The sequence below is a fragment of the Rhizobium sp. SRI_017 genome (genome assembly GCF_057586295.1).
Genome location: NZ_JBYCZP010000005.1, coordinates 92,836 through 109,672 on the forward strand (window position 1 = coordinate 92,836; position 16,837 = coordinate 109,672).

11 protein-coding genes are annotated in these 16,837 nt (G+C 62.0%); 5 read left to right on the forward strand and 6 right to left on the reverse strand.

Going from position 1 to position 16,837, the window contains the following annotated elements:
* Positions 1-51 precede the first annotated feature (51 nt).
* The 4 genes from AC2YI2_RS13225 to AC2YI2_RS13240 all read left to right on the forward strand — a co-directional run bounded on the left by AC2YI2_RS13225 (position 52) and on the right by AC2YI2_RS13240 (position 7,593).
* On the forward strand, positions 52-2,499 hold the full coding sequence (locus tag AC2YI2_RS13225; protein WP_487386943.1) for a GcvT family protein: 2,448 nt from the start codon (positions 52-54) through the stop codon (positions 2,497-2,499).
* Positions 2,496-4,946 (forward strand): GcvT family protein, encoded by a 2,451-nt coding sequence (locus tag AC2YI2_RS13230; protein WP_487386944.1) that lies wholly within the window; start codon positions 2,496-2,498, stop codon positions 4,944-4,946. The genes AC2YI2_RS13225 and AC2YI2_RS13230 overlap by 4 nt, the downstream gene beginning before the upstream one ends.
* Positions 4,947-5,222: 276 nt before the next feature.
* Positions 5,223-6,065: an isocitrate lyase/PEP mutase family protein gene (locus AC2YI2_RS13235; protein ID WP_487386945.1), complete on the forward strand. Its 843-nt coding sequence runs from the start codon at positions 5,223-5,225 to the stop codon at positions 6,063-6,065.
* Complete coding sequence (locus AC2YI2_RS13240; protein ID WP_487386946.1) at positions 6,058-7,593, forward strand: trimethylamine methyltransferase family protein; 1,536 nt, start codon at positions 6,058-6,060, stop codon at positions 7,591-7,593. Before AC2YI2_RS13235 ends, AC2YI2_RS13240 begins: the two co-directional genes overlap by 8 nt.
* 7 nt (positions 7,594-7,600) lie before the next feature.
* On the opposite strand, the gene AC2YI2_RS13245 is transcribed toward AC2YI2_RS13240, so the two are convergent.
* The 6 genes from AC2YI2_RS13245 to AC2YI2_RS13270 form a co-directional block, all read right to left on the reverse strand.
* Positions 7,601-8,770 carry an aminotransferase gene (locus tag AC2YI2_RS13245; protein WP_487386947.1) on the reverse strand — a complete coding sequence of 390 codons (1,170 nt, stop codon included), beginning with the start codon at positions 8,768-8,770 and terminating at the stop codon, positions 7,601-7,603.
* Between the two features lie 209 nt (positions 8,771-8,979).
* Positions 8,980-9,987: an ABC transporter ATP-binding protein gene (locus AC2YI2_RS13250; RefSeq protein WP_487386948.1), complete on the reverse strand. Its 1,008-nt coding sequence runs from the start codon at positions 9,985-9,987 to the stop codon at positions 8,980-8,982.
* Positions 9,988-10,013: 26 nt separating this feature from the next.
* Positions 10,014-11,666 carry a beta-galactosidase BglA gene (bglA, locus tag AC2YI2_RS13255; protein WP_487387242.1) on the reverse strand — a complete coding sequence of 551 codons (1,653 nt, stop codon included), beginning with the start codon at positions 11,664-11,666 and terminating at the stop codon, positions 10,014-10,016.
* A gap of 40 nt (positions 11,667-11,706) precedes the next feature.
* Positions 11,707-12,846 (reverse strand): carbohydrate ABC transporter permease, encoded by a 1,140-nt coding sequence (locus AC2YI2_RS13260; RefSeq protein ID WP_487386949.1) that lies wholly within the window; start codon positions 12,844-12,846, stop codon positions 11,707-11,709.
* Entirely contained in the window at positions 12,846-13,856 is a 1,011-nt protein-coding gene (locus AC2YI2_RS13265) for a carbohydrate ABC transporter permease (protein WP_487386950.1), read from the reverse strand. The genes AC2YI2_RS13260 and AC2YI2_RS13265 overlap by 1 nt, the downstream gene beginning before the upstream one ends.
* A gap of 177 nt (positions 13,857-14,033) precedes the next feature.
* On the reverse strand, positions 14,034-15,395 hold the full coding sequence (locus tag AC2YI2_RS13270) for an ABC transporter substrate-binding protein (RefSeq protein WP_487386951.1): 1,362 nt from the start codon (positions 15,393-15,395) through the stop codon (positions 14,034-14,036).
* Between the two features lie 419 nt (positions 15,396-15,814).
* Between AC2YI2_RS13270 and AC2YI2_RS13275 the strand changes: the two genes are divergently transcribed.
* Entirely contained in the window at positions 15,815-16,837 is a 1,023-nt protein-coding gene (locus tag AC2YI2_RS13275; protein ID WP_487386952.1) for a LacI family DNA-binding transcriptional regulator, read from the forward strand.

Genomic DNA, 16,837 nt, shown 5'->3' on the forward strand with positions numbered 1-16,837 from the left:
CCGTCCGGATGGGCTCCGGCGACGGCTCGTATTTCGGTTTGGAGGTCGCGAATGTCGGAACTGCCATCAACCGCGCGGGTGGTGATCATTGGGGGTGGCGCTGTGGGTGCCTCTAGCCTCTATCACCTCGCCAAGGCCGGCTGGACCGACTGTATCCTGCTTGAAAAGAACGAGCTGACCGCGGGCTCGACCTGGCATGCCGCCGGCAACGTGCCGACCTTCTCGTCGTCCTGGTCGCTGATGAACATGCAGCGTTATTCGGCTGAGCTTTATCGCGGGCTGGGCGCCGAAGTCGATTATCCCATGAACTACCACGTCACCGGCTCTGTGCGGCTCGGCCACTCTGGGGAGAGGCTGCAGGAATTCAAGCGTGTCGTGGGGATGGGCCGCTACCAGGGCATGGAGCTCGATACCCTAAGCCCTGACGACATCCGCACCCGCTACCCCTTCGCCGAAACGCATGACCTGACCGGTGCGCTCTATGATCCGAACGACGGTGATATCGACCCGGCGCAGTTGACGCAGGCGCTGGCCAAGGGTGCGCGCGATATGGGCGCGAAGATCGTCCGTTTCTGCCCGGTCACGGCGGTTCGCCGCGAGAATGACGAATGGGTGATCACCACGCCGAAGGGCGAGGTCCGCTGCGAATATGTGGTCAATGCCGCCGGCTATTATGCCCGCGAGGTCGGCAAGATGTTCGGCCGCGACGTGCCGATGATGGTGATGAGCCATCAGTATATGCTGTTCGATACCATTCCTGAACTCGAAGCCTGGTCGAAGGAAGCCGGCCATAAGCTGCCGCTGCTGCGCGATGTCGATAGCTCCTACTATCTCCGCCAGGAGAAGTACGGCATGAATCTCGGCCCCTACGAGAAGAACTGCAAGGCGCATTGGGTGACCAAGGACGACCCGATGCCGGAGGATTTCTCCTTCCAGCTCTTCCCCGACGATCTCGAGCGGCTGGAATGGTATCTCAACGATGCGATCGAGCGGGTGCCGATCCTCGGCACGGCAGGTCTTTCCAAGATGATCAACGGGCCGATTCCCTATACGCCGGATGGCAACCCGCTGATCGGGCCGATGCCTGGCGTCCCCAATGCCTTCGAGGCCTGCGTCTTCACCTTCGGTATCTGCCAGGCGGGCGGCGCCGGCAAGGTGCTGGCCGAATGGGTGATGCATGGCGAGACCGAGTGGGACATGTGGTCCTGCGATCCGCGCCGCTATACCGACTATACCGACCCGCAATATTGCGTCGACAAGGGCGTGGAAATCTATGGCCACGAATATGCCATGCATTTCCCCAAGCACTATTGGCCAGCCGGCCGCGACCGCAAGCATTCGGCGATCCATGACCGGATCAAGGCACTCGGCGCGCAGTTCAAGCCCTACAACGGCTGGGAACGCGCCATGTGGTATGCCAAGCCGGGCGACGATACGTCGGAAGCCGCGACGCAGACCTGGACCCGCAACGGCCCGTGGTCGCCCCGGATCGAGGAAGAGTGTCTCGCCGTGCGCGACACGGCCGGGATCCTCGATCTTCCCGGCTTCTCGCGCTACCGCGTCAAGGGTGAGGGCGCCACGGAATGGCTCAAGGGCCTAATCACCGGCCGCGTGCCGAAGCCGGGCCGCATCGGCCTAGCTTATTTCTCCGACGACAAGGGCCGGATCGTCACCGAAATGTCGGTCATGATGCTGGACGAGGATTTCTTCTTCCTGATCACGGCGGCGACGGCGCAGTGGCATGATCTGGAGTGGCTGAGGAAGCACCTGCCCAAGGATGCGACCTTCACCATCGACGACGTGACGGAGCAGTTCTCCTGCCAGATCCTCACAGGCCCAAATGCGCGTGCGATCCTGGCCGAAGTTGCCGATGCCGATCTGACGAAGCCGTGGCTGACGCATCAGTCCTGCCAGATCGCGGGCCGCTGGCTGCACCTCGTCCGCGTCTCCTTCGCCGGCGAGCTCGGCTGGGAACTGCATACCAAGGTGGATGACACGGGCGCGGTGTTCGACGCCGTGTGGGCGGCGGGGCAGAAGCATGGCCTCAAGCCTTTCGGCATGGAGGCGTTGGATTCGCTGCGCATCGAGAAGGGCTATCGCGCCTGGAAGGGCGATCTCTCGACCGACTACACGATCCTGCAGGGCGGGCTTGAGCGCTTCGTCGATTGGTCGAAGCCAAGTTTCAGGGGCAAACCGGCGCTGGAGCGCGAGAAGCAGCAGGGCGTCACCAAGCGGTTCGTGACGCTGGTCGTTGACGCCGGCGATTGCGATGCGCCGTACATGTCCACCCTCTGGCATGGCGACAAGGTCGTCGGCGAGACCACGTCGGGCAATTGGGGTTACCGCATTGGTAAATCGGTGGCGCTCGGCATGCTGCGCGCCGATCTCGCGGTGCCCGGCATGGAAATCGAGGTCGAGATCTTCGGCGACAAGCGCAAGGCTATCGTCCAGGAAGACAAGCCGCTGTTCGATCCCGAGAATGAAAGGCTCCGTGCATGAAGAAGCCCATCCCCTCCAAGGTCCGCGCGGTCATTATCGGCGGTGGTGTTTCAGGCTGCTCGGTGGCCTATCACCTCGCCAAGCTCGGCTGGACCGATGTCGTGCTGCTCGAACGCAAGCAGTTGACATCAGGCACGACCTGGCATGCCGCCGGCTTGATCGGGCAGCTGCGCGCCAGCCAGAACATGACCAGGCTCGCCAAATATTCCGCCGATCTCTATGTCAAGCTCGAAGCCGAGACCGGCATCGGCACCGGCATGAAGCAGAACGGCTCCATGACCATGGCGCTGACCGAAGAGCGCAAGCAGGAGATCTACCGTCAGGCCTCGCTCGCCCGCGCCTTCAATGTGGATGTGCGAGAGATCAGCCCGCAGGAAGCCAAGGAGATGTATCCGCATCTCAATATCGGCGACGTCAAGGCCGCCGTGCATCTGCCGCTCGATGGCCAATGCGACCCGGCCAATATCGCCATGGCGCTCGCCAAGGGCGCTCGGCAGAACGGTGCCACGATCATCGAGGGCGTCAAGGTCACTGCTGTCAATCAGAAGGATGGCCGCGTCACCAGCGTCACCTGCGAGCAGGACGGCGAGACCTACACGATCGAGACCGAGAATGTCGTCAATGCCGCCGGCATGTGGGGGCGTACGCTCGCCAATATGTCAGGCGTCACCGTGCCGCTGCATGCCTGCGAGCATTTCTACATCGTCACCGAGCCGATCGCGGGCCTGACGCAGCTCCCGGTGCTGCGCGTGCCGGACGAGTGCACCTATTACAAGGAAGATGCCGGCAAGATGCTGGTCGGCGCCTTCGAGCTCAAGGCGAAGCCCTGGGGCATGGACGGGATCCGCGAGGATTTCTGCTTCGACCAGCTGCCCGAGGATTTCGATCACTTCCAGCCGATCCTGGAAATGGCGATCAATCGCATGCCGATGTTGGAAACCGCCGGCATCCATACGTTCTTCAACGGTCCAGAGAGCTTTACGCCTGACGACCGCTATTATCTCGGCGAGGCACCGGAACTGAAGGGCTACTGGGTCGCGGCCGGCTACAATTCGATCGGCATCGTCTCCTCCGGCGGCGCCGGCATGGCGCTGGCTCAGTGGATGAACGACGGCGAGCCGCCCTTCGATCTCTGGGAAGTCGATATCCGCCGCGCCCAGCCGTTCCAGAAGAACCGGGCCTATCTCAAGGAGCGCGTTACCGAGACGCTCGGCCTGCTCTACGCCGACCATTTCCCCTATCGCCAGATGGCGACCGCCCGCGGCGTCCGCCGCTCGCCGCTGCACGAGCATCTTAAGGCGCGTGGTGCGGTGTTCGGCGAAGTCGCCGGCAACGAGCGCGCCAACTGGTTCGCCAAGGAAGGCCAGGAGCGGGAGTACAAATATAGCTGGAACCGGCAGAACTGGTTCGAAAACCAGAAGGACGAACATCTCGCGGTCCGCAATGGTGTCGGCCTGTTCGATATGTCCTCCTTCGGCAAGATCCGGGTCGAGGGCCGCGATGCCTGCGCGTTCCTGAACCGCCTTTGCGCCAACCAGATGGACGTCAAGCCCGGCCGCATCGTCTATACCCAGATGCTGAACCACAAGGGCGGCATCGAGAGCGACCTGACGGTGACGCGGCTCTCGGAAAATGCATTCTTCCTCGTCGTGCCGGGCGCCACGCTGCAACGCGATCTCGCCTGGCTGCGCAAGAACCTGACCTCCGATGAATTCGTCGTCATCACCGATGTAACGGCCGGCGAGGCCGTGCTCTGCGTCATGGGTCCGAAGTCGCGCGAACTGATGGCCAAGGTCAGTCCCAATGACTTCTCGAATGCACATCACCCCTTCGGCACAGCGCGCGAGATCGAAGTCGGCATGGGCCTCGCCCGCGCCCATCGCGTGACCTATGTCGGCGAACTCGGCTGGGAACTCTATGTCTCCACCGACCAGGCCGCGCATGTGTTCGAGGCGCTGGAAGAAGCAGGAGTGGACGTTGGCCTTAAGCTCTGTGGCCTGCACACGCTCGACAGCTGCCGCATCGAAAAGGCCTTCCGCCATTTCGGCCATGACATAACGGATGAGGACCATGTACTGGAAGCCGGCCTAGGCTTTGCGGTCCGGCTCAACAAGCAGGATTTCATGGGCCGCGAGGCGGTGCTGCGGAAGCAGGAGGCAGGGCTCAAGCGCCGTATGCTGCAGTTCAAGCTCGATAATCCGCAGCCGCTGCTGTTCCACAACGAAGCCGTGGTGCGCGACGGCAAGATCGTGTCGATCGTGACGTCGGGCAATTACGGTCACCATCTCGGCGGCGCCATCGGTTTGGGCTACGTGCCCTGCGAGGGCGAGAGCGAGGCGGATGTGCTGGGCTCGACATACGAGATCGAGATTGCCGGGACGCGGGTTTCGGCGACGGCCTCGCTGGCGCCGATGTATGATCCGAAGGCGGAGAGGGTGAGGGCGTAGTGCCGAACATCTTACCCCCCTCTGTCCTGCCGGACATCTCCCCCTCAAGGGGGGAGATTCGCAAGATGCTTGCTCGCCGCCCCAAATGGGCATCGACTGCTGCGCATTCGACGGTCGTGACGGGTGAGGCTGTGCCCCATCAAATCTCCCCCCTTGAGGGGGAGATGCCCGGCAGGGCAGAGGGGGGTGCCTGGGTCTCCGTGCTGGCGCACCATCCTGACATAATCTGCCAGCATCCTCACTACACCACTCCTATCGAACCATAGGAGGATCATCATGCTCGCCGAACGTCACCAGACATTCCACGCCCTTCACCAGGAGGGCTGCTTCGTCATACCCAACCCGTGGGATATGGGCTCCGCCCGCATGATGGCCGCCTCGGGCGCCGTCGCACTCGCCACCAGCTCCGCCGCCTTCGCCTTCACCCTCGGCCGACCGGACATAGGTCATGTGACGCGTGAGGAAGCATTGAAGCACGCTGAAGATATCGTCCGCGCCACACCGCTGCCGGTGTCGGGTGATTTCGAGAATGGCTTTGCCGATGCACCGGATGATGTCGCTGAGACGATCCGGCTGGCAGCCGAAGCCGGCCTGTCGGGTTGCTCGATCGAAGACACGATGATGTCCGGTGACAACCCGGCTTATGATTTCACGCTTGCCGTCGAGCGCATCAAGGCCGCTGTCGATGCTGCCCGCTCGCTCAAGCAGCCTTTCATCCTCTGCGCACGTGCCGATGGCGTGATGAACGGTGTCTATGACCTCGACGAAGGCATCCGCCGCATCCAGGCTTTCGAAAAGGTCGGCGCCGACCTCGTCTACATCCCCGTCCCGCCAGGGCCGGAGGAACTGAAGAGTGTCATCGCCTCGGTCAGGTCACCTGTCAATGCACTGGCGGCGGGCCCGCTCACCAAGCTTTCGGTCAGCGAGATCGCAGCGATCGGCGCGCGCCGCATCTCGCTGGGCTCGATGATCGCCCGGGTCACCCATGCGGCGATCGCGGAACAGATGGATGCCATTATCAAGCATGGCGATTTCACCAAACTCTCGGCGGCGGCATCGGGCAGCAAGATCGATGCCATGCTCATCGCCGGATCGGACATGGAGAAGCAGAATGAATGAAGTCGTCCTGAGCCGCCGTGCAGGCGGCCGATCGGCCCGCGTTGCAGCCCGGTCGGCGCCGCTTGCGGAGAACCTGCGTCCAGTACGTCCGGGTATGCCCGGCGGCCAATACAAGCCGCTCACCGATGCCTCGGTGAAGCGCATCCATGAGGCGGCGCTCGAGGCGCTCGAAAAGATCGGCCTGTCCCAGGCGCCGGATACCGGTGTCGAGTATATGACCAAAGCCGGCGCCATTCTGGGCGAGGACGGCCGCTTGCGCTTCCCGCGGGCGCTGGTCGAGGACATGCTGGCCAAGGCTGCGCGCGGCATCACGCTCCATGGCCGCGACGAGAAATTCGACATGGAACTGTCGGGCACCAAGGTCCACTTCGGCACCGCGGGTGCCGCGGTGCATGTCGTCGATGTCGAGAAGCGCGAATATCGCGAATCGACCTCGCATGACCTGCTGGCCGCCTCGAAGCTCGTCCACCATCTCGACAATATCCATTTCTTCCAGCGGGCGATGGTCTGCCGCGACGTGGTCGACAATCTCCAGATGGACATGAACACGCTCTATGCCTGCTGCGCTGGCACGACCAAGCATGTCGGCACGAGCTTCTCCGATCCGTCGCATGTCGCCGACGGTTTCGAGATGCTGCACATGATCGCCGGCGGCGAGGACAAGTGGCGCGCGCGTCCCTTCGTTTCCAATTCGAACTGCTTCGTCGTGCCGCCGATGAAATTCGCGACCGAAAGCTGCCAGACGATGGAGCATTGCATCCGCGAGGGCATGCCGATCCTGCTGCTTTCGGCCGGACAGGCGGGCGCCACCGCACCCGCTCCGCTCGCCACCGCGATCGTCCAGGCGGTGGCCGAGTGCCTTGCCGGTGTCGTCTATGTCAATTCGATCTCGCCCGGCTTCCCGGCGATCTTCGGAACCTGGCCTTTCGTCTCCGACCTGCGCACCGGCGCCATGTCGGGTGGCTCGGGCGAGCAGGGCCTTCTGACATCAGGCTGCGCCCAGATGCACCAGTTCTACGGCCTGCCCGGCGGTGCCGCAGGCGGCATGTCCGACTCCAAGCTGCCCGACATGCAGGCCGGTTGGGAACAGGGCATCCTCAACGTGATGGCAGGCCTCTCCGGCCTCAACATGGTCTATGAAGCCGTCGGCATGCATGCCTCGCTGCTCGGTTTCTGCCTGGAATCGCTGGTGCTTGGCGATGACCTGCTCGGCCAGGTGCAGCGCTGCGTGCGCGGCATCGACGTGACCGAGGATTCGGTCTCGATCGAGACCATGCGCTCGGTCTGCCTCGACGGCCCCGGCCACTATCTCGGCCATGCACAGACGCTGGAAGTGATGCAGACCGAATATATCTACCCCGCCGTCGCAAACCGTTCGAGCCCGAAGGAATGGAACGAGCTCGGCCGCCCGGATCTGATCCAGAAGGCGATCGAGCGCAAGAACAGGATTTTGGCGGATGCGGCGCCATCGCTGATTGACTTCGAAGCCGATGCGGCGATCAGGAAGCGGTGGCAGATCTATTGCTGACAGGTTCTCAGGGCGAAAGTCTGAAATCCTTCAGCCTTGCCTCCAGCTTCAGGATCGTCGGCGCATCCGCATTGGCAAAGGCAAACCGCAGGTAGTCGTCCTGGCCCTCGCCGAAATAGGCGCCTGGCAGGCAGACGACGCCGGCTTCGCGGGCCAGCTTTTCAGCCACCGCCTCTGATTTTGCGCCGCGGAAGGGATGCCTCACATAAGCGAAATAGGCGCCAATGGCGGCGATCTCCCAGGCCGGCAGGCGGGTCATCACATCCCTCATCGCCGCAACGCGTTTGCCGATCTCTTCGTTATTCGCTTGCCGCCAATCGGCCAGTGCCGGGATCGCCTTGGCGACCGCGGCCTGCGGGGAACGAGGCGCGCAGATCTGCAGATTGTCCATTACCTTTGCCACTTGGTCGACCATATCGGCGCTCGCGGTGATTGCGCCCAAGCGATGGCCGGGAATGCAATAGGATTTCGAGAAGCTGTAGGTTAGCGCCAGGCTCTTTTCCCAGCCCGGCAGGTCGAGCAGCTTGTGCGGTGCACCGCCATCTGATGGCAGGAAGTCGCGATAGGTCTCGTCGAGAATCAACCAGACGCCATTCGTTCGGCAGATTTCGAATATTTCGGCAAGCAGGGCAGGTGGATAGACCGCACCGGTCGGATTGTTCGGCGTCACCAGCACCAGCGCGCGGATGCCACTTGCGGCGACTTTTCTCAGCCCTTCGATATCGGGCAGGAAGCCGGCGTCGCAGGGCACCGGCACGCTGCGGATGCCGAGCATGGCGAGCGTAGTGTCGTGATTGAAATAGAACGGCATCGGCAGCGCCACGGCTTCGCCGGCATTGGCGACGGCCATGATGAGGCACATAAAAGCCTGGTTGGCGCCTGACGTGATGTGAATGTTCGCCGGAGAGAGCCGCGTTCCATAGACCTCCGAGGCATGGTCAGCATAGGCCTCACGCAGCACCGGTTCGCCCTCGATGTCGCCGTAGTTGGTATATTCCTGCAGCGCCGCGGCCTCGCCCAGCCACTTCAACATGTCGGGATGCGTCGGATAGCCCGGAACGGCCTGGCTCAGGTTGATCCGCTCCCCGAGCGACCCGTCATAGGCGCGTGACCAGGCCTGCACCGAAGGGATCGGCGGAGGGGACAGCCGGGAAACCAGAGGATTGAATTCGGCCATGGGCGATACTCGGGCTGGAGGTGCTTGATCAGGATGCTTTGGACGACCGTCTGTCCGGCGTCAATCCTTGCGGCCGACACCAAGGTGCCATCGAAAACGAAAACCCTCCCCGCAAGCGGCGGGGAGGGTGGCCCGGATGACCGGGAGGAGAATCTTGGAGCCATCCGGACCATTGGGTCTGGTTGCGGCGGCGGTCAGGCCTTGATCGACTATGCTTTGACCGGGCGGCCGTCGGGACCGAAGCGATGGACCTTGCCATCCACCGCCTTAACGGAAACCGTGTCGCCGGAATTGTATTTCGTCGTGCCGTTTTCGCGGACCGTCATCGGCTCGTCGAGACCCATGTCGACATAGAGGAAGGAATCCGCGCCGAGCTTTTCGGTGTGGATGACCTTGCCGCTCCAGGTGCCGCCGCTCTCGACGATGTCAAGATGTTCCGGACGCACGCCAACCGTGGTGCAGCTATAGGGCTCGGCATGCTTGCCGGTTAGCAGGTTCATCTTCGGCGAGCCGATGAAACCCGCCACGAACAGCGACTGCGGATTCTCGTAGAGTTCGAGCGGCGAGCCGACCTGTTCGATCCTGCCGGCCGAGAGGACCACGATCCGGTCTGCCAGTGTCATGGCTTCGACCTGGTCATGGGTGACGTAGATCATGATCGCGTCATCCATGCTTTCATGCAGCTTGGCGATCTCGATGCGGGTCGCGACGCGCAGGGCTGCGTCGAGGTTCGACAGCGGTTCGTCGAACAGGAAGACCTTCGGGTTGCGTACGATCGAGCGGCCGATGGCGACGCGCTGGCGCTGGCCGCCGGAAAGTGCCTTCGGCAGGCGCTCGAGATAGTTCGTGAGTTGCAGGATGTTGGCTGCGGCACGGACTTTCTTGTCGATCTCGGCCTGCGGCTCTTTGGCGATGCGCATGCCGAAGGCCATGTTGTCGTAGACCGTCATATGCGGATAGAGCGCGTAGGACTGGAAGACCATGGCGATGCCGCGCTTGGACGGCGGCACGTCGTTGACCTTGACGCCATCGATGAACATCTCACCCCCGGAAATGTCCTCGAGACCGGCGATCATCCGGAGCAAGGTCGATTTGCCGCAACCCGATGGGCCGACGAAGACGATGAACTCGCCCTTCTTCACGTCGAGATCCACCCCATGGATCACGTGCACCGCGCCGTAGGACTTCTTGATGTCCTTCAGAACCACTCCAGACATTTGCATTCCCTCCTCACCGATATTTGTCAGGCTCTGCGGGCGAACCATGCGCCCCAGGCCGGCAGGTTTATGCTGCGTTCGTTCAGTTCCGACGGGAAGCCGTGTCCTTCGAGCGGCTCCCAGTTCCCCTCTGGCTGGTCGGCCACGACTGAGTGTTCCGACATATTGTAGACCGCGAGCACCGTCTCGTTGCCGTTGCTGCGGGTAAAGCTGAGTACGGCGCTGTCCGCGACCAAGAACTCGATCTCGCCCTTGGCGAAAGCGGGCTGTGTCCGGCGAAAGGCCAGGAAATTGCGGTAGTGATTGAGCACCGAGGTCGGCTCGGCACTCTGCGCATCGACCGCGAGGTCGAGATGCGCTGATGGTACCGGCAGCCAGGGCTTGACCAGGGAGAAGCCGCCATTTGGTGCGGCCTTCTCCCAGACCATTGGCGTGCGGCATCCGTCGCGGCCCTTGTAGTTCGGCCAGAACTGGATTCCGTAGGGGTCGCGGAGATCCTCATAGGCGAGGTCGGCTTCGGGAAGCGCCAGTTCCTCACCTTCATAGATGCAGACGGAGCCGCGCAGCGTCATCAAGAGCGCGCTCAGGAGCTTGGCATAGCCTGACACGTCATGGATGTTGGCGCCCCAGCGCGAGATGTGACGCATGACGTCGTGGTTGGAGAAGGCCCAGCAGGCCCATCCTTCAGGGGCGACGCGTTGCAGCTTTTCCTGCGTGGCACGGACGAAGGCGGGCGTCAGCGGTTCCGGCGCCAGGAACTCGAAGGCGTAGCACATATGCACCTTGTCGCCGCCGGACGTATACTCACCGGCGATCTCGAGGCCGCGCTGGCTGTCGCCGACTTCGCCGACCGAGGTGATGGCCGGATAGTCGTCGCAGACGGCGCGGAAGCGCTTGAGGAACTCGAGATTTTCAGGCTGGCTCTTGTCGTAGAGATGTTCCTGGTGATTGTACGGATTGACGGCGGGCGCCGTCTGGGCGTTGCGCAGTTCGGGCGCGAGCGGCGGATTGTGGCGCAGATGCTTGTCGTGGAAATAGAAATTGATCGTATCGAGGCGGAAGCCATCGACGCCCTTGGCGAGCCAGAAACGGGTGACGTCGAGCAGCGCGTCCTGGACTTCCGGATTGTGGAAGTTGAGGTCGGGCTGCGAGGTCAGGAAGTTGTGCATGTAATATTGCTGGCGGCGTGAATCCCATTGCCAGGCCGAGCCGCCGAAGATCGACAGCCAGTTGGTCGGCGGCGTGCCATCCGGGGCAGCGTCCGACCACACATACCAGTCGGCCTTGGGATTGGTCAGCGACGTCCGGCTCTCGGCAAACCACGGATGCTGGTCCGATGTGTGCGAGAGCACGAGGTCTATCATCACCCGGATGCCAAGGCTGTGGGCGGTCATTACCAATTCGTCGAAATCCGAGAGCGTGCCGAAGATCGGATCGACGTCGCAATAGTCGGTGACGTCGTAGCCGAAATCCTTCATCGGCGAGGTGAAGAAGGGCGAGATCCAGATCGCATCCGCGCCCAGAGAGGCGATATGGGGCAGGCGGGCCGTGATGCCCCTGAGGTCGCCGATACCGTCGGCATTCGAGTCCTGGTAGCTGCGCGGATAGATCTGGTAGATCACCGCGCCACGCCACCAGTCCTTGTCAGGCGCCGGCGATATCAGGTTCGTCTGGTTCATCATTGCCTGTCCCATATGCACGTTCACAACTATCTCCCGACTACTTCACCGAGCCTGAAAGCAGGCCGCGGACGAGGAAGCGCTGCAACGTGAAGAACACGAGAAGCGGCACCACGATGGTGATGAATGCCGAGGCCGTCAGGATTTCCCAATTGCCACCGCGCGAACCGAGCAGGTTGACGAGGCGGCCGGTGAGCACCAGTTCCTCATTGCCGGCGCCGAGGAAGACCATGGCGACGAGGAGGTCGTTCCAGGTCCACAGGAACTGGAAGATCGAGAAGGAGGCGAGTGCCGGGAAGGAGAGCGGCAGCACGATCTTGAGGAAGATCTCGAAATCGGTGGCGCCGTCGACGCGGGCAGATTCCATGATCTCTCGCGGCAGGCCGGCCATGTAGTTCCTCAGCAGGTAAATGGCGAGCGGCAGGCCGAAACCCATATGCGCGAGCCAGATGCCGAGATAAGTCTTGGAAGGCACTCCGAAGAAGGCGCCGACGCCATTGTAGAACTTCAACAGCGGGATCAGCGACATCTGCAGCGGTACGACCAGCAGGCCGACGACCATGGCGATGATCAGCGCGCGGCCGGGGAACTTCATCCAGGCGAGCGCATAGGCGGCGAAGGCTGCGACCAGGATGGGGATCACGGTCGAGGGGATCGCCACGGTCAGCGAGTTGATGAAGGACGATCCGATGCCTTCCGCGTTCAGAACCTCGCGATAGTTATCGAGGGTGAAGCGCGGCGGAATCGAGGCGACGAAGGCGATGCGCTGGCCACGAACGCCTTCCGGCTTGGTCGGAAACACGATGGTGAAGGCGCCATCGGCTGCCACTGTCACCGTCGAGCCATCCTTCAGCTCGGCCGACTGGCCGGGCTGGAATTCGGATGGCTTGGCCGGCGTAGAACCCCAAGCGCTGACGACACCACCACGCGCCTCGAGCACATTGCCCGCGATCACGAACTTGCCGTCCTTTTCGACCGCGGTATCGGCTCCGGGCGTACGGAAGACCACATTCTGCGTCGAGGTGGTCAGTGCGGTCCACCAGCCGGAGGCAGCGAGCTGGTTCTTGTCGCGGAAGGACGAGATCAGCAGGCCGGCCGTCGGCAGTGTCCAGAGCGTCACGATGAGGATGACCGAGAGGTGGACAACCCAGATAAGCGGAGATTTCTTGGTCCCGAGCATCAGCGTCCCTCCATCTCTTTGCGTGCGTTACGGATGTTCCAGACCATGATCGGAATGACGAGAACCATGATGACGATGGCGATGGCCGCACCTCGGCCGAAGTCGCCGCCGCCGCGGAACATCCAGTCGAACATCAGGTTGGCGAGCACCTGGCTTTGCCACTGGCCATTGGTCATGGCCAGCACGATATCGAAGACCTTGAGCACCAGAATGGTAATGGTGGTCCAGACGACCGCGATCGTGCCCCAGATCTGCGGCACCATGATCTTGAAGAAGATCTGCGGTCCGCTGGCGCCGTCGATGACGGCTGCCTCGATGGTTTCTTCGGGAATGCCGCGGAGCGCCGCGGACAGGATCACCATCGCGAAGCCGGTCTGGATCCAGACGAGGATGACCATCAGGAAGAAGTTGTTCCAGAAGGGAATGGTGATCCAGGCCTGCGGATCGCCGCCGAAATAGACGACGATGGCGTTGAGCAAGCCGATCTGTGCCGTGGAAGCGTCGCGATAGTCGTAGATGAACTTCCAAATCACCGCCGCGCCGACGAAGGAGATCGCCATTGGCATGAAGATTAGCGACTTGGCGATATTACCCCACCATATACGGTCGGTCAGCACAGCGATGACAAGGCCGAAGAAGGTGGCCGCAGCCGGCACGACGAGCAGCCAGAGGAAATTGTTGAAGATCGATTCCCGGAATTGCGCGTCGTTGAACATCCACACGTAGTTCGAGATACCGACGAATTCGGTGCCCGACCTGTTCATGAAGGACAGCCGGATCGAGTCGAAGACCGGGTAGACCAGATAGAGGATCAGCGCGATCAGCGCCGGCAACAGGAACAGCCAAGGCCGGATCATGTTGGCGCGGCGTATGTTCCGCCCGGCTTTCGCCGTGTCCGTTCCCTTGGAGGGAAAGATCATATCGAGGATGAAGTTGCTGCTGAAGAAATAGATGGCGCAACCGACAACCCCGGCCACCATGGTAAAGGCGGCATATAAAAGCTGTTGCATGAGACAGTCCTCCCCTGTCGCCGCCCGCCATTTTGCGAGCGCCGCATCCTCCCCGGTTTATCCCCCGGAAGATCCGATTAAGTCTGTATTTCAGATCATGCTCAAGTGAAAACTTGATGGACCCACAACCGGGGTCGGGCTGCGGCGGGAGCATGAGCTCCCGCCGCGCCGTATTGCTTACTTGATGGCGTCCCAGGCGTTCTGGATGCCCTTGCCGACATCTTCGGCAGACTTGCCGCCGGTATAGTCGACCATGCCGGTCCAGAAGGCGCCGGCGCCGATCTTGCCGGGCATCAGGTCCGAACCGTCGAAGCGGAACGTCGTCGCATTGGTGAGGATCTCACCCATCTTCTTGGTCGGCGCGTCCGAATAGGCGTCCGGATTGGCCTTCTTGTACGGGGTCAGGAAGCCGGTCTTGGCCATCCAGACTTCATGCGCGATCGGAGTTTCCAGCCATTCGATGAAAGCGCGGGCAGCCGGAGTGTCCTTGGTGATGGAGACCAGCGTGCCGGCACCGAGAACCGGATTGCCGAGCTCGGGCTTGGACGCGTAAGGCGGCAGGTAGAAGAAGTCGGCATCGACGCCGAGCTTCACGCCATCGCCGAAGAAGGACGGGATGAACGAGGCCTGGCGATGCATGTAGCACTTCGGCGGCGAGGTGAACATGCCCTTCGGGCTGTCGCGGAAGTCGGTCGAGGACACGGCCTGTGCGCCGCCATCGACGAACTTGTCGTTCTTGGCAAACCAGCCGAATTCATCGATCGCGCCGACGACGGCCGGATCGTTGAACGGGATCGCGTTGGTGACCCACTTGTCGTAGACGTCAGGCGACTGCGTGCGCAGCATCATGTCTTCGACCCAGTCGGTCGCCGGCCAGCCGGTCGCACCACCGGAGCCGAGGCCGATGCACCACGGCTTGGCGCCGTCTGCTGCCATCTTCTCGGTGAGCGCCTTGAGCTCTTCCATGGTCTTCGGCACTTCGTAGCCGGCGTCAGCGAAGTTGTCGGGCGAATACCAGACGAGCGACTTCAGGTCGGCCTTGTAGGGGAAAGCGAAGAACTTTTCCGAGCCGTCCTTGTCCTTGTATGTGCCGAGCTTGACCCAGGAATCGCCGGCCGCATAGTTTTCCTTCATCCAGTCGGCATTCTTCTGGCCGAGATCGACGAGGAAGCCCTTGGATGCGAGGTCGGCCAGCAGGCCCGGCTGCGGCAGGATCGCGACGTCAGGCGGGCTGCCGGCCTGGGTGTCGATGACGATCTGCTGCTCGTAGTTTTCGGAGGACGAGTACTTCACGGTGATGCCGGTGGCTTCCTGGAAGTAGGAGAGCATGGCGAGCGCCAGCTTCTCGTCGTCGCCGCGCCATGGCCCGAAGACCGTCAGCGTCTGGCCCTTCAGGTCGCCATGGCCGGCCTTGTATTCGTCAAAGCTCGCCCAGTTGAAGCGCTTGTCTTCGCCGGGCTTGAACTCGAGGTCGGCAGCGTGGGCCGCGACTGCTGAGAGCGCGAACGTTGCGACGCTCGCCAGGAACAATTTCTTCATCCGATGGTCCTCCCTTGGATCTGGATATGCAAATGTCGCCCGTCCCCGGATGGGGCGGCCGTTCATTGAAAAGCGTTCGTCTTGGGTGAAGCTTTCAATTCTCTCCCCAGTTTTGAAAGCGCTTTAAATATATAAAACGACTTTACCGCGTATTTGTCAAGGGTGCCTCCAGCATTTTTTAAGGGTGCCCTGACCGTCCACGTATGGGCTGGTGAGTCGATCAAGCAACTGAATTAGTGTGATAATTCTTAAGGAGCGTAACTCAGGTACCCCCTATGTCTGCCTGCAGTTACGGATGAGGCCTCCAAAATAAATTTGATGGCGCTTTCAAATTTTTGGATTTCCGTCTATGGTGAGATCGAGAGGGGACGCACGGCAGGAGGAGGTTTGCCGCGTTGATCCCTGGAGGCTTTGGTTTGATGAATCTGAAAGAGTTCGCCAAGACCATCGGCATAAGCCAGACGACGGTCAGCCGCGCGCTTTCGGGCTATCCCGAAGTGAAGCCGGAGACACGTCAGCGAATCCTCAAGCTCGCGCAAGAGCACGGCTATCACCCCAATCGTTCGGCGGCGGGCCTTGCGACCGGCCGGGCCGGCGCGGTCGGCATCGTGCTCCGCGAGGGCAAGGGCTTCGACCCGAACACGACGGAATTCCTGGCTGGCCTAGGCAGCCGCATGGAGGCCCGGCAGATCGACATCCTGATCACGGTCGTGGAGGACCGAGAGAACGAACTCGTCGCCTATCAGCGGCTCGCGGCTTCGAAGCGCGTCGATGCGGTAATCCTGCATACGCCGACCGTCGGTGACGAGCGGATGGGCTTCCTCAAGAAGCTGAACATGCCCTTCGTCGTGCATGGGCGGGGCATCGACGGTTCGGATTATCCCTGGCTGGACATCGACAATTTCGACGCGATGTATCGCGCCACCTCCTATCTCGCCGATCTCGGTCACAAGCGCATAGCGATGATCAACGGTTACAGCGGTGATCTCTTCGCCGAGCATCGCGACGCGGGCTACCGCAAGGCGCTCAAGGAGCATGGGCTGCCGCTTCGCACCGAGCTGATCACTTTCGGCCAGTTCAGCGACGATGTCGGCTATCGGTCGATGCAGGACTTCCTGAGCCAGAAAGAGCCGCCGACGGCGGTGCTCGCGGGCTCGATGATGACGGCGCTCGGCGTGATGCGCGCGGTGCGCTCGGGCGGGCTGATGCTCGGCAAGGACATTTCGCTGATCGCGCATGACGACGTGTTCAACTATATCAACGCCGACAACATGGTGCCGACGGTCTCGACGACGCGGTCCTCGATGCGGGATGCGGGCGTACGAATCGGCGATATCCTGCTGCAGCTTTTGGCCGGCCGGGACCTCTCCAGCCACGGCGAGATCTGGCCGGTCGAACTCGTGCTCCGCCAGTCGACTGCAGCCCCGCCGCCGGAGGCGTGA